Source organism: Rhodococcus sp. MEB041, from assembly GCF_030208955.1.
In the GTDB taxonomy this organism is placed as follows: Bacteria; Actinomycetota; Actinomycetes; order Mycobacteriales; family Mycobacteriaceae; genus Rhodococcoides.
The window spans coordinates 348,616-364,628 of record NZ_JARVSZ010000003.1 but is presented as its reverse complement, the minus strand read 5'-3'; the positions used below and the strand labels follow the sequence as shown (position 1 = coordinate 364,628).

Here is a 16,013-nt window from a genome sequence, read left to right as displayed (position 1 = left end):
CTCAGTCCCCCGTGTTCCTCGCTGTCGTTCCTACCTCGTGCTTGGACGCATCCAGCGAAGAGACGGTTCCCCGCCGCCCGAAAGTGAGGGCGACGCGGTCCAGCACGTCGAGATCCCGTTGATAGGCGGCCGCCCGCGAGGCAGCTCGGGACGTGATGTCTCGGATCTCGCCGTCGATCTCCGCGATCAGCGCGTTCCGCCGGGCGGAGGCGTCTCTGACCTGCGCCGACAGTCTCGCGGTCAGCCACGAGTCGGCGATCACGAGACGGGACGCGGTGTCCCGTTCCCAGCCGGAGGCGGCATCGGCCACCACGTCCGCAGCCCATCGGCGCAGGCGCGCGCGGCGCGTCGAGAGCAGCCTCGTCCGCACCACCGCGGCGGCCATCATCGCGGCGCAGAGCACGGTCACGAACCCGGCCGACGTGCCGCCGAGGGAGGCCGCCCACACCGCCACCCGCCCCACCCCTGCACCCGCCGAGGCACCGACGACACCCGCCAACACGTCGTCGACTCCCCACCCGGCCGACGGGGGCGGTTGGTGGGTCGTCGACGCGCGTTCGACCGGGGGTGCGGAGTCCACGGCGCCGACCGCGGTCAGCGCGGTGGTCACCTCGTCCGCGAGCCGACCCGTCGCCGCATCGATCTCCGCGGCGACCACGGACGGAAGGCGTCGGAGGTCGGCGAAGCTCGCGTCCCCGACGGCAGCGGCGACCCGCGCGCCCGTCTCCCGCCGATGCACGCCGACCCGGTGGGCGAGATCGAGGCGCAGCTCGGCCGTCGACCGCCGGAGGAGCAGTCCGTCGTCCGTCGCGATCGACGCGGCCCGGCGCCGGCGTTCCCGCGCGTCGGCGAGGTCCGCGCTGCCCGTGTCGCGTCGGGCCGCCGCTGTCAGTGCCGTGCGGGCCTCGGCCAGCGCACGGTCCACCGCCGTCCGCTCCGCCTCTGCCGGGTCCACCCGGTCCGCTGCCCGAGCGAGCGCGTCCAGGATTGCATCGTCGTCGGGACCGCACAGCACCACCGCGTCGGCGCGCGGGACCGACGCCGCCCATCGGGCGAGGACGCGCCGCGCGTCGTCCGGTCCGGCGGCGATCCGGAGCACCACCGGAAGATCGGCCGGGATCGACCGCGCCGCCCGGACGAGGGCACCGCCCGGCGGCAGGGCGGGATCCACCAGGACGAGCACGGCCGAGGCCGCGCAGACGGGACGGACGGACCATCCCGCGGAGGTCACCACCGCACCGACCGCCTCCTGGTCGAGACCCGGTGCCGCGAGAACGGCGACGGTGCGCGCCGGTGCGGGTCCTCGCCCCAGCCGACTCAGGGAGTCGGGACTCCACGTCCGCACCACTCGGGCCGCGTCGGCGGGCAGGTCGAGACTCACGCGCGTGCACCGCTCCGGACGTGAGCCACCTCGGGGGCGCGCAGAAACGTCTCGATCGACGACCTTCCGAGCGCACTCCGAGCGGCCACCGTCTCGACCGCGGCGAGCAGGGCGATGTCGCGGCACCTCGCCGCGCGCGACACCGCCGTCGCCCAGGCACGGGTGAGCGTGTCGACGTCGTCCACGCCGATCACGGGCATCCCGGCCGGCAGCACCGCGGCGACGGCGTCCGCGTCGATCGGGAGGTCGGTGCGCCCGAGGACCACGAGGGTGTCACCGCCGGGCCGTGCCGCCACCACCTCGAGGTCCGCGGCGCTCACGGTCCGAGCGACGACGAGCGCGAGAACGTCGTGGTCCAGGACGGGAGGAGGAAGGTCGGGGGCGTCCACCCCGTGCACCTCGGCCGCCTCGGGAAGGACCAGCGCCGTGACGACGCGGGACTTGCCCGCACCGGGGCGTCCCGCGACGGCGAGACGCACCGGGGAACGCCATCGCTCGATCACCGCCCGCAGAGCGGCGTCGTCGACGCTGCGTTCCAGCTCGGTCACCGCGCGGTGCAGCGCGCTCGACTCGGTCCCCGGCATCCGTGATCCCCCGATTCTGCAGATGCGACGGGGCGATTCTCACACGCCGATCCCGGTGTCGGTAGGCCAGAGTCTCGACCTGAAGTCGAGACCCTGCTGTCACGAAATGCGTCCATGGGAGACAATGACAGGATGACCGACCCCCGTGCCGTGGACGCAGCGCCCGAGAACGGCCTGTCCGACGGTGCCGACGAGAGCCGGTCCGGCGGTTCCCGGCTGTATCCCCGGGTGACCAGTTTCCGGTCCCGACGCGGCGCGCTCACCGAACCGCAGCAGGCCTCGTGGGACCGGATGTGGCCCGGCATCGGCCGCGAGGTGGCCGACGAGCCGCTCGACGCCGCGTCGTGGTTCGGCCGGACCGCCCCGGTGGTTCTCGAGATCGGCTCCGGGACCGGCACCGCCGCGCTCGCGATGGCGGCCGCCGAACCGCACGTGAACCTCGTCGCCGTCGAGGTCTACCGACCGGGAATCGCGCAGACGGTCCAGGGGATCGAGCGAGAAGGTCTCTCCAACCTGCGCATTCTGCGGGGCGACGCTGCCGACGTGCTCGAGAACATGGTCGCTCCCGGTTCGCTCGCCGGCGTCCGAGTCTTCTTCCCCGACCCCTGGCCCAAGGCCCGGCACCACAAGCGCCGACTGCTGAAGGCCGCCACATTCGCCCTGGTGGCGGACCGTCTCGAGCCCGGCGGCATTCTCCACGTCGCCACCGACCACGCCGACTACGCGGAGTGGATCGAGGAAGTCGGTGACGCGGAGCCCGCTCTGACGCGGCTGCCGTTCGATGCCGAACGACGTACCGTCGAGGGGTCCTCCCTGTCCGTCGACCGTCCGGTGACGAAGTTCGAGGGCAAGGCCCAGCAGGTCGGCAGGCCGACGAGCGAGTTCGTCTGGGGCAGGCCATCCACCGGAGCGACCGACGTCGCTGCGGCGACGATCACGCGACGAGAGAGCGAGAACCCACTCCGATGAGCGTGGACGAACAGAACACGGACACGGCCGTGCTCGACGGCGCCGGTGATTCTCGCCATACCAAGAAGGTCCTGCTCGTCTGGGATGCGCCCAATCTGGACATGGGCCTCGGCGCCATCCTGGGCGGACGACCCACCGCCGCCTACCGCCCGCGCTTCGATGCGCTGGGCCGATGGCTGCTCGGCCGCACCGCCCAGCTCTCCGCGCACCAGACCGCGAGCCTCGAACCCGAGGCCACCGTCTTCACGAACATCGCCCAGGGCAGCGCCGACGTCGTTCGTCCCTGGGTCGAGGCCTTGCGTAACGTGGGCTTCGCGGTCTTCGCCAAGCCGAAGATCGACGAGGACAGCGACGTCGACTCCGACATGCTCGATCACATCGAGCTCCGCTCACGGGACCACGGTCTCGCGGGAGTGGTGGTCGCGTCCGCGGACGGCCAGGCCTTCCGGCTCCCACTCGAAGCCATCGCGGCAACGGGTGTGCCCGTTCAGATCCTCGGGTTCCGTGAACACGCCAGTTGGGCCGTCACGTCGGAGACTCTCGAGTTCCTGGATCTCGAGGACATCCCCGGTGTGTTCCGCGAACCACTGCCGCGGGTCAGCCTCGAGTCCCTTCCGGACGAGGGCGCCTGGCTGCAGCCGTTCCGTCCGCTGTCCGCCCTGCTCGTCGGGCGTCAAGGAGTGTCCTGAGTGTTTTCTCGCTGGGGAGATCTGGTTCACCGATCACGGTTCACCGTCATCGGTGTGATGGTCGCGTTCCTGCTGGGCCTCGCCGCGTACGGACTCAGCCTCAACGATCACCTGAGTCAGAGCGGCTGGGACGACCCGAACTCGGAGTCGGTGCACGCCGCCGTCACCGCGGACGGCACCTTCGGTCGCGACAGCACCGGCGACGTCGTCGCCCTCTACACCGCACCCGAGGGATCGACGGTCGACGACCCGGCGTTCCAGCAGACCGTCACCGCTGGTCAGGACGCCATGATGGCGGCGCACTCGGACAAGATCTCGAAGATCAACATCAACTACTTCCAGCAGCGGCTCCCCGCGCTGGCCTCGCCCGACAAGACGAAGGCGATCGCCACGTTCGCGATCGCCGGCGCGAACGACACGGAACTGACCAACAACTTCCGTGACGTGAAGGACGCGTTCGCCATCGACGGCGTCGACGTGCAGCTCGCCGGCCTCCAGCCCATCGCGAACGCGCTGAACGACACCATGGCCGGCGACATCAAGCGCATGGAGATCCTCGCCATCCCCGTGGTGGGCGTGCTCCTGTTCTTCGTGTTCGGCGGCGTCGTGGCTGCGGCGTTGCCACTGATCATCGGTGGTCTCACCGTGGTCGCGGCCAACGGCATGGTCCGGCTGTTCACCAATTTCGTCGAGGTCAACAGCTTCGTCGCGCCCGTCGTCTCGCTCATCGGTCTCGGGTTGGCCATCGACTACGCGCTGTTCATCGTCAGCCGGTTCCGAGAGGAACTGGCCGACGGCCGCACGACACAGCAGGCCGTGCAACGCTCCGTCATGACCGCGGGCCGCACGGTCGTCTTCTCGGCGACGATGATCGTCGCGAGCCTCGGCGGTCTGCTGCTCTTCCCGCAGGGCTTCCTCAAGTCCGTCGCGTTCGGTGCGATCGCCACCGTCGCGCTGGCGGCCCTGACCGCCATCACCATTCTCCCGGCGATCCTGTCGATCCTCGGCCCGCGCATCGACGCTCTCGGACTGAAGAGCATGCGCAAGACCAAGACGACCGAGGAGATCGAGTCCGGGCCGTGGGGCAAGCTCACGCGCTGGGTCATGCGGAACCCGCTCAAGGTGTGCGTGCCCATCGTCCTGGGCCTGCTGATCCTCACGCTGCCGGTCGGTGCCATCAAGTTCGGCGGCATCAACGAGACGTACCTGCCGCCGGACAACCCCACCCGTGTCGCCCAGAACGTGTTCGACGAGAACTTCCCGTCCTACCGCACCGAGCCGCTCAAGATCGTGCTCGAGAACGCGGAGGGTCCGCAGTTGGGCACGGTCCTGCGCGAGGCGTCCAACGCTCCCGGGCTCGTCGAACGGTTCTCCATCGAGCGCAACGAGAACGGTGTCGCCGTGCTCAAGGCGGGCCTGGTCGACCGCAACGTGTCGTCGCCGGCCATCGACTACATCCGCTCCATCGACGTTCCCGACGGGGTGACCCTGTCGGTCGGCGGCACGCCCGCCATCGAGCAGGACTCGATCGCGGCGCTCGTGGACCGACTACCCCTCATGGCGACGCTCGTCGTGCTGGTCACGACGCTGCTGATGTTCCTCACGTTCGGGTCGCTGGTGCTCCCCCTCAAGGCCATCCTGATGACCACGCTGGGCCTCGGCGCGACGCTCGGCATCCTCACGTTCATCTTCGTCGACGGCAACGGCGCGGGTCTGCTGAACTTCACTCCCGGGCCGATCATGGCCCCGGTCCTGGTGCTGATCATCGCGATCATCTTCGGGTTGTCGACGGACTACGAGGTGTTCCTGCTCTCCCGCATGGTGGAGGCACGAGCCCGCGGAGCCAGTACGACCGAGGCCATTCGCGTCGGTACCTCGCACACCGGTCGCATCATCACCGCGGCCGCACTGATCCTCATCGTCGTCACGGGCGCCTTCGCCTTCTCCGAGCTGGTGATGATGAAGTACATCGCCTACGGCATGATCGCCGCGCTCATCATCGACGCGACGTTGATCCGCATGTTCCTGGTCCCGGCGACGATGAAGCTGCTCGGCGACGACTGCTGGTGGGCGCCGCAGTGGATGAAGCGCATCCAGCAGAAGCTGGGGCTCGGCGAGCCGATCCTCGACGCCGAGATGATGCCCACCGATGTCCCCGAGCTCGTCGCGATCGGGTCCGCACCGCTCCCGGCGCGGACGCGGGAACCGCTCACCCAGCCGATTCCGCGGGTCATGCAGAGCGGCCCGTCGGCCGCTCGTGCAATGCCCGAGCGCGTCGCACCCGATCGTCCCCGGCCCGTCGCCCCGCGTCCGGCTCCCGAGCGCGTGCAGAAGCCCGCTGTGCAGGAACCCCCGGTGCAGCAGCCCGCCGCGCCGGAGCCCGTCGCACCGCGCGCCGTCGAACCCACGGCACCTCCCGTCGCACCCGCGCCCGCGGAGGAGATTCGGGTCGCACGCCCGGCGGAGACCCGACCCGCCCGGGCCTCCGACGATCAGCAGAGTCGTCCGACGGCCGGTCCCGAGCCGACGTCGGCCGAGCCGGCACCGCGGAACGGCGCACCCGCCCCGCGCCCCATCGAGAGCTGGCTCGCCGAACTCCGCGCGCCGTCGGTCGCTCAGCGTTCGAACGGCTCGAACGGCTCGAACGGGCACGAGACCACGTCGTTCCGGTACGGCTCGGTCTCGGGCGACGGCATCGATGTCGATCGGCCCCGCAACGGCGACAGCAACGGGAACGGCCACTCCAACGGCAACGGGAACGGCACCGGGAACGGAGGGCCCCACGGGAACGGCTCGCGCACCAGCGCCGAGGTCGATTCCTGGATCGCCGGTCTGCGCATGCCCGAGCGCGAGGATCGGCCGGCACCCGAGCCCGAGACCCACAACCCCTCCACGCCCGAGGTCCCCGAGCCCGACGAGACACCGCCGACGACCACATCGGGTCGCCGGCGGGCTCGGGACGGGGACGACGAGTCGGGCGGTCGTCACCACGGTCAGTCCGGTGCCATCAGTGTGAGCGAGTTGCTGGCCCGCCAGCGTCGGCAGTGACGGCGCGGTCCGCGAACGACCTCGCGTAGCGGGTGCCGATACCGAGCAGCATCACTCCCACCACCAGGAACGCTGCGGCGCGGGGCAGTCCACCGAGTGCGCTGAGGTCGAACAGGAACAGCTTGGCGATGGCCGAGGCCGCCACGGTCAGACCAGCGGCGAGGACCGCGCGGGTACCGGTGGCGTCGGACAGACCACGCATCAGCAGTGCGACGGCGACGGTCATCCACACGATGGTCGCTGCGCCGTGGCCGACGAGGAACCCGGTGCGGCCGCCGATCTCGATGCCGGTGATGACGCACACCGCCGTCGCACCGAAGAGGCCGGCGACTCCCGCCAGGCCGGCGGCGAGGGTTCGGAGAGTCGCGTCCCCGATGGTGCGCAGTGCCGCGAGCACTCCCGCCACAGCCATCGCGATCATGGCGACCGACGCGGGCACCGAGGCCCAGCCGGAGTCGAGCGCGCGAACGGGGCTGCTCAGCGAGTCGACCGAGGTGATCTGCGAGTGTGCGCTGGTTCCGAGGAGGGCGAAGAACGCGCCGGCTGCGGCCGACACACCCGAGCGGGTCCGGGCGCCGACGAGAAGCGCCGTGGTGGCGACCAGCAGCAGGGCGAGAATGCGGACCTGATCGGCCGTGCCCGTCACCAGCGCCGACGCCACCGCCACCGAAGCCGTCGCTGTGAGCACCAGACGAACCGTGGTGACCAGCTCGCGTCGAGCGACCAGGATCGCCACCAGGGCGAGCGCGACCGCAGCGTCGACGCCGCCGGCGACGGGGCGAGAGAACAGCGTCACGGTGACGAGGACCGCGGCGGCGGTGGCCGCGATCGAGGCGAGCGACGCCGGGTCCACGGCGCGGTGGGCGAGGGTGGTCCACCAGGCGACGACAGCGGTGCCGAAGGACAGTCCCGCGACGACGAGCAGCGGCAGCAGATCGGCGGTCGGGACCGTCTCCACGTGGGCGAGCAGCCCGGCGAGCAGCACCGCTCCGACGACCGGGACGGTGCGGACGACGCGCAACCAGACCCACTGTTCGCGGACGTCGACCGGCGAGGCGGCGATCTGCACGACCACCAGGAATGCGAGGAGTGCCGGCGTGATGCCGCCCGTGACGACGGGTGCCAGTGTCGCGATGCCGGCCACGACCATCACCGCGAGTGACTGCGACGACCAGCGCAGTGCGACCGCGACTCCGAGCGCGGCGACACCGAGTCCCACCACGAGCCCGACGACGGGATGCACCCACCCGTACAGCGCGGTGACGGCGGCGAGGTCGAGATACAGCCCGGCGAATCCCGTCGCGGCGAGTGCGACGGCGCCGACGCGGCCACCGGGTCGGGCGACCACACGGTGCGCGGCGGCGACGAGCGCTCCGGACAGCAGCGCACCCGCGGCGACACGAGGACCGGGCCCGAACCAGCCCGACTGCGCCGCGAGCACCACCAGCATCACGACACCGATGACGGTCACCGCAGCGCCCGCGGCGGCGAGCACACGACTGACGACACCGTCGCGTTGCCACCACGGGGTGGTGTCACGGCGAGGCGTGGGCATCGGGCGCGGGATCGGCCGTACCGGGGGAGTCGACACCGGAGGACTCTGCACCTGTGGCCTCGAGACGGGGTGCTGCTGCGGGGGCGCCTGCAGCGGGGCCTGCATCGGCGGACCGTCGAGCTGCTGTCGGAGGAGACCCAGGTCGTGGCCGACGCGGGCGAGATGCTGCTGCAGGGAGGCAACCTCACCGGACAACACGTGCACGAGTCGCGGATCTATCGAGGGAGTGGTCATACCTCGATCGTGCTGGCCGGGGCGGACCGGGGGAACACGGGAAACTACTCGAGTCCGACGCCGTTCTACTCAGCCGAGGGTGCAGTTCCTACCCGAACATGCGCTTGATGGACGTCCCGAACGGGTGCTTGGCCGTGACGGATCCGAAGCGGATGCGTCCGCGCACGACGACGTGCAGTCCACCTTCGACAGGCCGGCTGCGCACCTTGTTGGTCGCACTGCCGCCCATGGTGTCGAGGCCGTCGAGATCCACCGACGCACCCTCGGGCACCACGACGGTGATGGTGCTGCAGTAGTCGTCCACGTCGATCCGCACCTCGCGCGAGGTCAGAACCGCGGAACTGAAGTCGAGGGTCACCGTGGCCATCTTCGACGCGACCCGGATGGCCGACGGCGCGGTCCAGGTACCGGAACGGGTGACCGTCGACATCGTGGCTCGGATGTCCACGGGTGCACCGTCGGTGGCCGGGTGTCCGGGTGCCGACGTCAGCGCGTCGCTCGGGACCACGGCGAGCGGCCCGGCCTGCTGGGGTGGGCCGCCCTGCAGTGTCATGCCCGGCAGGTCGACCAGCACCGCGTTGAGCTCACCGCGCGTCTTGGCCGCCAGTACCGAGTCCATCCGCTCGGTGAACTCGCCGAGCGACAGCATCCCCTGTCCGACGGCGCGTTGGAGCAGGCCGCCCACGTGCTCTCGTTCGGCGTCGCTCACGCGCATGTTCCTGGGGTCGGTGCCGTCTCCGGTCATGGCGACCAGAGTAGTGAACACGACGCCGTCACTGCAGCCCCTGCTCGAGCGCCCACCGGGTGAGTTCGACACGATTCGCGAGGTGCAGCTTGCGCAGGGTCGCCTGCACGTGGTTCTCGACGGTGCGATGACTGATACCGAGCCGAGTGCCGATCTGCTTGGCGCTCAACCCTTTCGCGACCATGCGCAACACCTCCGTCTCGCGCTCGGTCAGCACGGGAGGCGGTTCCGCAGCCGTGGGGGCGGCTGCCATGCGCCGGTACTCCCCGAGCACCAGCCCGGCCAGTCCGGGCGTGAACACCGCATCGCCGCGACTCGTCGCCTGTACGGCGGACACCAGATCGTCGATGGAGGCGCTCTTCACGAGGTAGCCGGTCGCCCCAGCCTTGACCGCGCCGAGCACGTCGTCCCGTTCGGCGGACGCGGAGAGCACCAGTACCCGACTGTCGGGCGAGACCGCCAGCACCGACGCGGTGCCCTCGGCTCCGGTTCCGTCTCCGAGGTCCATGTCCATGACGACCACCTGCGGCGACGTCGCCCGCGCACGCGCGGTGGCCGAGCGGACTCCGTCGGCGGTGGCCACCACACGGAAGCCCCGCGCGTCGAGGTCCCGCGCCACTCCGTCACGCCACATCGGGTGGTCGTCGACGACCATCACCGTCACCGAGGCGTCGGCGCTGTCCGTGGCAGCGTCAGTTCCCATTCCGTTCCCTCTCCTGGCCTGCTGTCCACCCTCGCACGCCCACCGATGGCTGCCGTCCGGCCCACGATCGAGCCGGAGACGCCGAGCCGTCCCTCCGCACGCGCCTCGTCGAGACGGCCGGGTGCCATTCCTGCTCCGTCGTCGCGCACCGTCACCATCACCTCGTCCCCCAAGTCCTCCACCAGCACGAACACGTGGACGTCGGACCCGCCGTGTCGATGCGCGTTGTCGACGGCGGCGAGCGTCGCGGCCGCGAGCTCCGACGCGGCCGACGCCCGGAGAACGACGGCCTCGGACGGCGCCGAGACCACGGCGCGCGTGCCCACCGCAGCGCGCACCAGCGCGGCCAGGTCGGCAGTGCCGTCGGTACGCCCGGTGGCCGACCCGGACAGCAGGGCGCGGAGCGCAGCCTCCTGGCTGCCGGCGAGATCTGCCAGTTCTGCTGCTGCGCCGCCGATCTCGTGGCCGCGACGACTGACCATGGCCAGCACCTGCAGCACACCGTCGTGCACCTCGCGGGCCAGGCGCTCGCGTTCCGCGGTCGCCGCGGCCAGGGCCACCGCCTCGTCCAGGCGGCTGCGTGCGAGGCGAGCCGTCCGCGCCGCGAGCCCCAGTGCCAGACCGACGGACAACAGCACGGGCCCGGTCGAGTCGCGCCACAACTCGCCGTCGACGGTGCCGCGCACCACGGCGATGGCGGCGGTCATCACCGCCGCCGAGGCGAGCCCCGCTCGGGGGCCTCCCAGGACGGCGGCACCGATCACGGCGTTGGCCACCCAAATCGTCGTCGGGAGCACCTGGTGGTCCTGGCGCCATGCCGGACTCGCCACCAGCAGCGTGCTGCAGATCAATGCCGGCGTCATCATCTGGTCGGCGACGACGACGGGGCGCCGCGCGGGCGTCGTCAGGGTCGCGACGGCCGCGATTCCGGACCAGATGACGGTGACGACGACGAACAGCCAGCTCAGGCGCGGTGCGTCGTACCGGTCCTGGACGACCAACTGGAACCCGACCACGTACAGGACGGTGACCAGTCGGAACGCTGCCGCGGCGCGCCACAGCGGTGCCTCCGCGACACCGGTGGCGTCAGCTCGCGGGACCGTCGACCTCGCCACGGCTCAGCTTCTGGTTCTCGGGGTGCGGACTGTTCGGCGCGGCCGGGAACATCGGTTCCGACGGATCCGTGTCGGCGATCTCCTCGTACGCCTCCTCGGGATCGTCGGCGAGCAGTGAGCGGATAGCGGTATTGGCCATCGCGACGAGCGGCACCGAGAGCAGGCCACCGATGATGCCCGCCATGACGATGCCGGTGGCGATGGCGAGCACCACGGCCAGGGGATGCACACGGACTGCGCGACCGAGCAGGAGTGGTTGCAGCACATGGCCTTCGACCTGCATCACGGCGATGACGATCGCGAGTGCGATGAGCGCCGTGATGAATCCCTTGGTCACCAGGGCGACGAGCACCGCGACGAAGCCGGTGAGCACCGCACCCACGATGGGAATGAACGCTCCGATGAACACCAGTGACGCCAGCGGAAGAGCCAGCGGGACACCGAGGATCGCCAGTCCCGTGCCGATACCGATGGCGTCCACGGCGGCGACCGCGACGGTGGCGCGCACGTACCCCACCAGCGAGCCGAACGCCTGGCTGCCTGCCAACCGGACGCGGCGGCGCGCCCGCGTCGGGACGATCCGGGACACGAAGTCCCAGATCTGCTGTCCGCCGTAGAGGAAGAAGATGAGGGTGAAGAGCACGAGCAGAGCCCCGGTGAGCATCTCGCCGATCACCGCGGCGGTGGTCAACGCGCCACTGGTGAGAGCTTCCTGATTCGACTGCACCGACCGGACCACCGAGTCGCCGGCACTGCGGATCTGGTCCTCGCTGAAGTGCAGGGGCCCCTGCGTCAGCCAGTCCTGGATCTGGGTGACGCTGCCGGTGAACTGATCCGTGAGGGCGGGTACGCCCTCGATGAACTGCTCGACGACGAACGTCAGGATGCCCACCAGCAGCCCGAGACTGCCGAGGATCGAGACGATGACCGCGACGACGCGCGGGATTCCGCGCCGCTGCATCCAGTCGACGAGCGGGGAGAGCAGCGCCGACGCCAGCAGGGCGAGTGCCACCGGGACGACGACGCTCTCGAGCCGGTGCACGATCATGCCGATCACCACGAGACCGGCGAACAACACCAACAGACGCCACGTCCACGCAGCTCCGACGCGTACCACAGGGTGTACCGACTCCGCCGGATCGTCCGTCACCGAGGAAGCCTAACCGAGCACCCGGTAAGTTGACCTCGTGCTGACGCTTCTACGTGCGGTCTCGTTGACCCTGAGAAGTCGCTGGCCGCTGTACCTCGCGTCGATGCTCCTGGCCAATCTGCTCGGCGCGATCCTGGTGTTCGCCTTCGTCCGGTACGGGCTGCCCATTCCCGAGAACGAGTCGATCGTCGTCGATCGGGTGCGCAATGTCTTCATCTTCGGGGCGTACCTGCTCTTCGCGGCCGTCGTCAGCCTCGCGACCGCCGCCGTCATGCTGCGCAGTGTCATGCGGTGGCAGATCCGCGGTGGACCGCCCAGCCGATCGGAGCAGATGGCCGCCCTGCACGCACCGCTGCGCCAGGCCATCGTGCACCTGGTGCTCTGGATCGTGGGCGGCGTCATCTTCATGCTGCTCACCGCGTCGGAGATGCCGTCGCTCGCGGTGGCCGTCGCGGTGACGGTCGCCATGTCCGCGGCGATCACCTTCGGCTTCACCTACATGCTGGGCGAACGCATCCTCCGGCCCGTCGCCGCGCAGGCGCTCAGCGAGGGCAGTTTCGACCGCACGATGACGCCCGGTGTGGGTACACGCATGGCGATGACGTGGGGACTGGGCACACTGATCCCCGTCGTCGGCATCCTGCTGCTGTGCGCGACCCAGCTGACCACCGACCTGGTCTTCTCCCCCGACTCGCTGGCCATCGCCATCAGCCTGCTCTGCGTGCTGGCGATCATCCAGGCGTTCTGTCTGTCGATGCTCACCGCCAGCCAGATCTCCGATCCCATCCGTCAGCTGCGCCGCGCCATCGAGAAGGTGCAGGAGGGCCACACCGAGGTCCAGGTCGAGGTGTTCGACGGCAGTGAGATCGGCCGTCTGCAGGTCGGCTTCAACCGGATGATGGCCGACGCGTCGGAGCGTGCAGTCCTGCGCGAGCTGTTCGGGCAGCACGTCGGTGAGGACGTCGCGCGGCGCGCCCTCAAGTTCGGCACCGAGCTCGGCGGCGAGACCCGATTCGTCGCGGTGCTGTTCGTCGACATGGTCGGCTCGACGGCCGCCGCCTCCGAACGTCCGCCCGGCGAGGTCGTCGACCTGCTCAACGACTTCTTCCGCGTCGTCGTCGACGTGGTCGACCGGCACCACGGCTTCGTCAACAAGTTCGTGGGCGACGCGGCGCTGGCCATCTTCGGCGCGCCCCTGGATCGCCCGGACGCACCCACCGCGGCACTGTCCGCAGCGCGGGAACTGCGCAGCGAGCTCACCGAGATCGCCGGACTCGACATCGGCATCGGCGTGTCGGCCGGACTGGCGGTGGCGGGAAACATCGGCGCCAAGGAACGCTTCGAGTACACCGTCATCGGTGATCCGGTGAACGAGGCGTCGCGCCTGACGGAACTCGCGAAGTTCACTCCCAGTCGGGTTCTCGCGTCGACGTCGGCACTGTACTTCGCCGACGAGGACGAGCAGTCCGAGTGGGAACTGGGCGAGAAGGTGCAGCTGCGCGGACGGCGGCGCGCGACGCACCTGGCCTCCCCGGTCGACTATCCGCGCTGATCGTCGGCACCGTTCGTTACTCTCGGTGCCGTGGTAGTTCCGGAGCAGGGCCGATCCGCTGGGTCGCCCCGCGCCGGTGGCAGATGGCGATGGCTGCGCTGGGTGGCCGCGGTCGCCCTCGTGGCGTTGCTGGTCGGTGAGGGTGTCTACCTGTGGCCGCGCCTGCACGAGTCGTGGCGCGCCCTCACCGAGATCCACTGGGGATGGGCCGCGGCCTGCGTCGTGATGCAAGCGATCTCGCTGTCCGCGTTCGCGCGTGTCCAGAAGCAGTTGCTGCGCGCGGGCGGTGTCCGCGTATCGCAGCGACGCTCGCTCTCCGTCATCTACGGCAGCACCGCCATGGCGCTGACACTGCCGGCCGGCCAGGTCTTCTCCACAGCGTTCACGTACCGCGAGACACGCCGCTGGGGCGCGAGCCCGGTGGTCGCGTCGTGGCAGCTCGCCATCTCCGGCGTCATCGCCGCGCTCGGGCTGGCGGTCCTGGGCGTGACGGGAGCCTTCCTCGTCGGCGGCAGCGCCAACACCCTCGCACTGATCGTCCCCGTCGCCGGCGTGATCGCCCTCATCGCCGGCGTGCGCTACGTCCGCTCCCACCCCCAGTCGATCGTGGGCATCGGCCGGTGGGGGCTGTCGAAGTACAACTCGCTGCGCAACAACGATCCCGACACGGGCATGGCTCGGCTGGACGAGATCGTCGAGCAGGTGAAGTCGGTACGCCTCGGTGCCCGCGACGGCACGGTGTCGCTCGGCTTCTCGGCGGTGCACCGCCTCGCGGACGTCGCGTGCCTCGGGTTCGCCTGCTACGCCATCGGCGCGGATCCGAAGATCTACGGGCTCCTCATCGCCTTCTCGGCCAGCAAGACGGTGGGGTCCATCCCCGGTGCGCCCGGTGGTCTGGTCATCGTGGACGCCACTCTCATCGCGACCCTCACCACCGCGGCCAGCATCAGCGCGTCACAAGCGGTCGCGTCCGCACTGGTGTATCGCCTGGTCAGCTTCATCCTGGTGGCACTCGTCGGCTGGGTCGTCTTCCTGATCCTGTTCCGCAAGCATCAGCACGAGGACCTGCACTTCGATCTCGCCGTCGAGCAGCGCGAGCGGACGGAACTTCGGGAGCGGACGGAACAGCCGTCGGCCACCCACCCGCTCGGCAAGGATTCCCCTCCGCGGGAATAGATGCGGACCACGGTCCGGTTGTGTACTGTGAGGCTTGAACCTTCAACCACACAGGAGTTCGTCATGACTGCAGCAGTGTCCGTCCCCCAGCTCACCGCTGGCACGTGGGCCATCGATGCCACCCACTCGACCGTCGGGTTCACCGTCCGCCACCTGATGGTGAGCAAGGTCCGTGGCCGTTTCCAGACCTTCACCGGCACCATCACGGTCGACGAGAACGGCGCGCCCACCATCGACGCCGAGATCGACGTCGCCTCCATCACCACCGACAACGCGCAGCGCGACGGCCACCTCAAGACCGCCGACTTCTTCGAGGTCGAGAAGTTCCCCACTGCCACCTTCCGGTCCACCTCGGTCAAGGCCAAGGGCGACGACTTCGTGCTCACCGGTGACTTCACGCTGCACGGCGTGACCAAGTCCATCGATCTGAACGTCGAGTTCAACGGAGTCAACGCCGGCATGGGCAACGGACCGGTCGCCGGCTTCGAGGCCACCACCACGATCAACCGCAAGGACTTCGGCATCAGCATCGACATGCCCCTCGAGGGTGGCGGCGCCGTCGTCGGCGACAAGATCGGCCTGCTGCTCGAGATCGAGGCCGGCCACCAGGCCTGACCTCCTCCCGGAAAGACCCGCTCGACGCCCGCACAGCCGGCGCCGGTGCGGGTCTTTCCGCGTCTCGGCGCCTCGTAGTCTGGTGGCATGCCCGCGCGCACCCGCACTCCCGCCCTGTCGGCCCTCGCAGTGCCGGCGGTGATCGACGTCGTTCTCGTCCTCGTCTTCAGCGCCATCGGCCGAGGCAGCCACGAGGAGGGCGTGACCGTCGGGGGCACTCTGTCGACGGCCTGGCCGTTCCTCGTCGGCCTCGCCGTGGGATGGGCGGTGACCTACGCGCTGTACCGCGAGAAGTTCGTCGCGGTGTCCCTGGTCCCCACCGGGGTGCTCGCGTGGATCGGCGCCGTCATCGTGGGCATGGTGCTGCGGCAGGTGTCCGGCGAGGGAACGGCCTTCAGCTTCATCGTGATCGCGACGGTGACGCTGGCGGTGTTCCTGCTCGGGTGGCGTCTCGTCGCCCGCCTCGCGCAGCGTCGTCGCGCCTGACCCACACAGTT

14 protein-coding genes are annotated in these 16,013 nt (G+C 70.2%); 7 read left to right on the top strand and 7 right to left on the bottom strand.

Annotation, left to right across the window (positions count from 1 at the left end; translation table 11 throughout):
* Position 1: 1 nt before the first annotated feature.
* Positions 2-1,381, bottom strand: a complete 1,380-nt coding sequence (locus tag QRN16_RS11555; RefSeq protein WP_285186789.1) for an amino acid adenylation domain-containing protein — start codon at positions 1,379-1,381, stop codon at positions 2-4.
* Positions 1,378-1,965 (bottom strand): hypothetical protein, encoded by a 588-nt coding sequence (locus QRN16_RS11550; RefSeq protein ID WP_027506177.1) that lies wholly within the window; start codon positions 1,963-1,965, stop codon positions 1,378-1,380. Before QRN16_RS11550 ends, QRN16_RS11555 begins: the two co-directional genes overlap by 4 nt.
* 132 nt (positions 1,966-2,097) lie before the next feature.
* Between QRN16_RS11550 and trmB the strand changes: the two genes are divergently transcribed.
* The 3 genes from trmB to QRN16_RS11535 are packed head-to-tail and all read left to right on the top strand — an operon-like array spanning position 2,098 to position 6,671.
* Positions 2,098-2,934, top strand: coding sequence for a tRNA (guanosine(46)-N7)-methyltransferase TrmB (trmB, locus tag QRN16_RS11545; RefSeq protein WP_231476385.1), 837 nt, complete (start codon positions 2,098-2,100; stop codon positions 2,932-2,934).
* Complete coding sequence (locus tag QRN16_RS11540; protein ID WP_027506176.1) at positions 2,931-3,623, top strand: NYN domain-containing protein; 693 nt, start codon at positions 2,931-2,933, stop codon at positions 3,621-3,623. Before trmB ends, QRN16_RS11540 begins: the two co-directional genes overlap by 4 nt.
* Positions 3,624-6,671 carry an MMPL family transporter gene (locus QRN16_RS11535; RefSeq protein ID WP_285186783.1) on the top strand — a complete coding sequence of 1,016 codons (3,048 nt, stop codon included), beginning with the start codon at positions 3,624-3,626 and terminating at the stop codon, positions 6,669-6,671.
* Here the strand turns inward: QRN16_RS11535 and QRN16_RS11530 are convergent.
* The 5 genes from QRN16_RS11530 to QRN16_RS11510 form a co-directional block, all read right to left on the bottom strand.
* Positions 6,631-8,460, bottom strand: coding sequence for a DUF2339 domain-containing protein (locus QRN16_RS11530; RefSeq protein WP_285186781.1), 1,830 nt, complete (start codon positions 8,458-8,460; stop codon positions 6,631-6,633). The genes QRN16_RS11535 and QRN16_RS11530 overlap by 41 nt on opposite strands.
* Before the next feature lie 88 nt (positions 8,461-8,548).
* On the bottom strand, positions 8,549-9,205 hold the full coding sequence (locus QRN16_RS11525; protein WP_285186779.1) for a DUF1707 SHOCT-like domain-containing protein: 657 nt from the start codon (positions 9,203-9,205) through the stop codon (positions 8,549-8,551).
* A gap of 28 nt (positions 9,206-9,233) precedes the next feature.
* Entirely contained in the window at positions 9,234-9,908 is a 675-nt protein-coding gene (locus tag QRN16_RS11520; protein ID WP_222646350.1) for a response regulator, read from the bottom strand.
* On the bottom strand, positions 9,866-11,023 hold the full coding sequence (gene macS / locus QRN16_RS11515; RefSeq protein ID WP_222632192.1) for a MacS family sensor histidine kinase: 1,158 nt from the start codon (positions 11,021-11,023) through the stop codon (positions 9,866-9,868). Before macS ends, QRN16_RS11520 begins: the two co-directional genes overlap by 43 nt.
* Positions 10,995-12,173 carry an AI-2E family transporter gene (locus tag QRN16_RS11510; RefSeq protein WP_285186774.1) on the bottom strand — a complete coding sequence of 393 codons (1,179 nt, stop codon included), beginning with the start codon at positions 12,171-12,173 and terminating at the stop codon, positions 10,995-10,997. The genes macS and QRN16_RS11510 overlap by 29 nt, the downstream gene beginning before the upstream one ends.
* A gap of 103 nt (positions 12,174-12,276) precedes the next feature.
* Between QRN16_RS11510 and QRN16_RS11505 the strand changes: the two genes are divergently transcribed.
* The 4 genes from QRN16_RS11505 to QRN16_RS11490 all read left to right on the top strand — a co-directional run bounded on the left by QRN16_RS11505 (position 12,277) and on the right by QRN16_RS11490 (position 16,002).
* Positions 12,277-13,725, top strand: coding sequence for an adenylate/guanylate cyclase domain-containing protein (locus QRN16_RS11505; RefSeq protein WP_037186160.1), 1,449 nt, complete (start codon positions 12,277-12,279; stop codon positions 13,723-13,725).
* 30 nt (positions 13,726-13,755) lie between these two features.
* A complete protein-coding gene (locus QRN16_RS11500; RefSeq protein ID WP_051613437.1) occupies positions 13,756-14,901 on the top strand; it encodes a lysylphosphatidylglycerol synthase transmembrane domain-containing protein in 1,146 nt (381 codons plus the stop codon).
* 63 nt (positions 14,902-14,964) lie between these two features.
* Positions 14,965-15,516: a YceI family protein gene (locus QRN16_RS11495; protein WP_027506170.1), complete on the top strand. Its 552-nt coding sequence runs from the start codon at positions 14,965-14,967 to the stop codon at positions 15,514-15,516.
* 87 nt (positions 15,517-15,603) lie between these two features.
* Positions 15,604-16,002 carry a DUF3054 domain-containing protein gene (locus QRN16_RS11490; protein WP_285186771.1) on the top strand — a complete coding sequence of 133 codons (399 nt, stop codon included), beginning with the start codon at positions 15,604-15,606 and terminating at the stop codon, positions 16,000-16,002.
* The last annotated feature ends 11 nt before the right edge of the window (positions 16,003-16,013 follow it).

Coding starts and splice junctions, on each gene's coding strand:
- QRN16_RS11550 (WP_027506177.1), bottom strand. CDS start 1,965: ATGCCGGGGACCGAGTCGAGCGCGCTGCACCGCGCGGTGACCGAGCTG.
- trmB (WP_231476385.1), top strand. CDS start 2,098: ATGACCGACCCCCGTGCCGTGGACGCAGCGCCCGAGAACGGCCTGTCC.
- QRN16_RS11540 (WP_027506176.1), top strand. CDS start 2,931: ATGAGCGTGGACGAACAGAACACGGACACGGCCGTGCTCGACGGCGCC.
- QRN16_RS11530 (WP_285186781.1), bottom strand. CDS start 8,460: ATGACCACTCCCTCGATAGATCCGCGACTCGTGCACGTGTTGTCCGGT.
- QRN16_RS11525 (WP_285186779.1), bottom strand. CDS start 9,205: ATGACCGGAGACGGCACCGACCCCAGGAACATGCGCGTGAGCGACGCC.
- QRN16_RS11520 (WP_222646350.1), bottom strand. CDS start 9,908: ATGGGAACTGACGCTGCCACGGACAGCGCCGACGCCTCGGTGACGGTG.
- QRN16_RS11505 (WP_037186160.1), top strand. CDS start 12,277: ATGCTCCTGGCCAATCTGCTCGGCGCGATCCTGGTGTTCGCCTTCGTC.
- QRN16_RS11495 (WP_027506170.1), top strand. CDS start 14,965: ATGACTGCAGCAGTGTCCGTCCCCCAGCTCACCGCTGGCACGTGGGCC.
- QRN16_RS11490 (WP_285186771.1), top strand. CDS start 15,604: ATGCCCGCGCGCACCCGCACTCCCGCCCTGTCGGCCCTCGCAGTGCCG.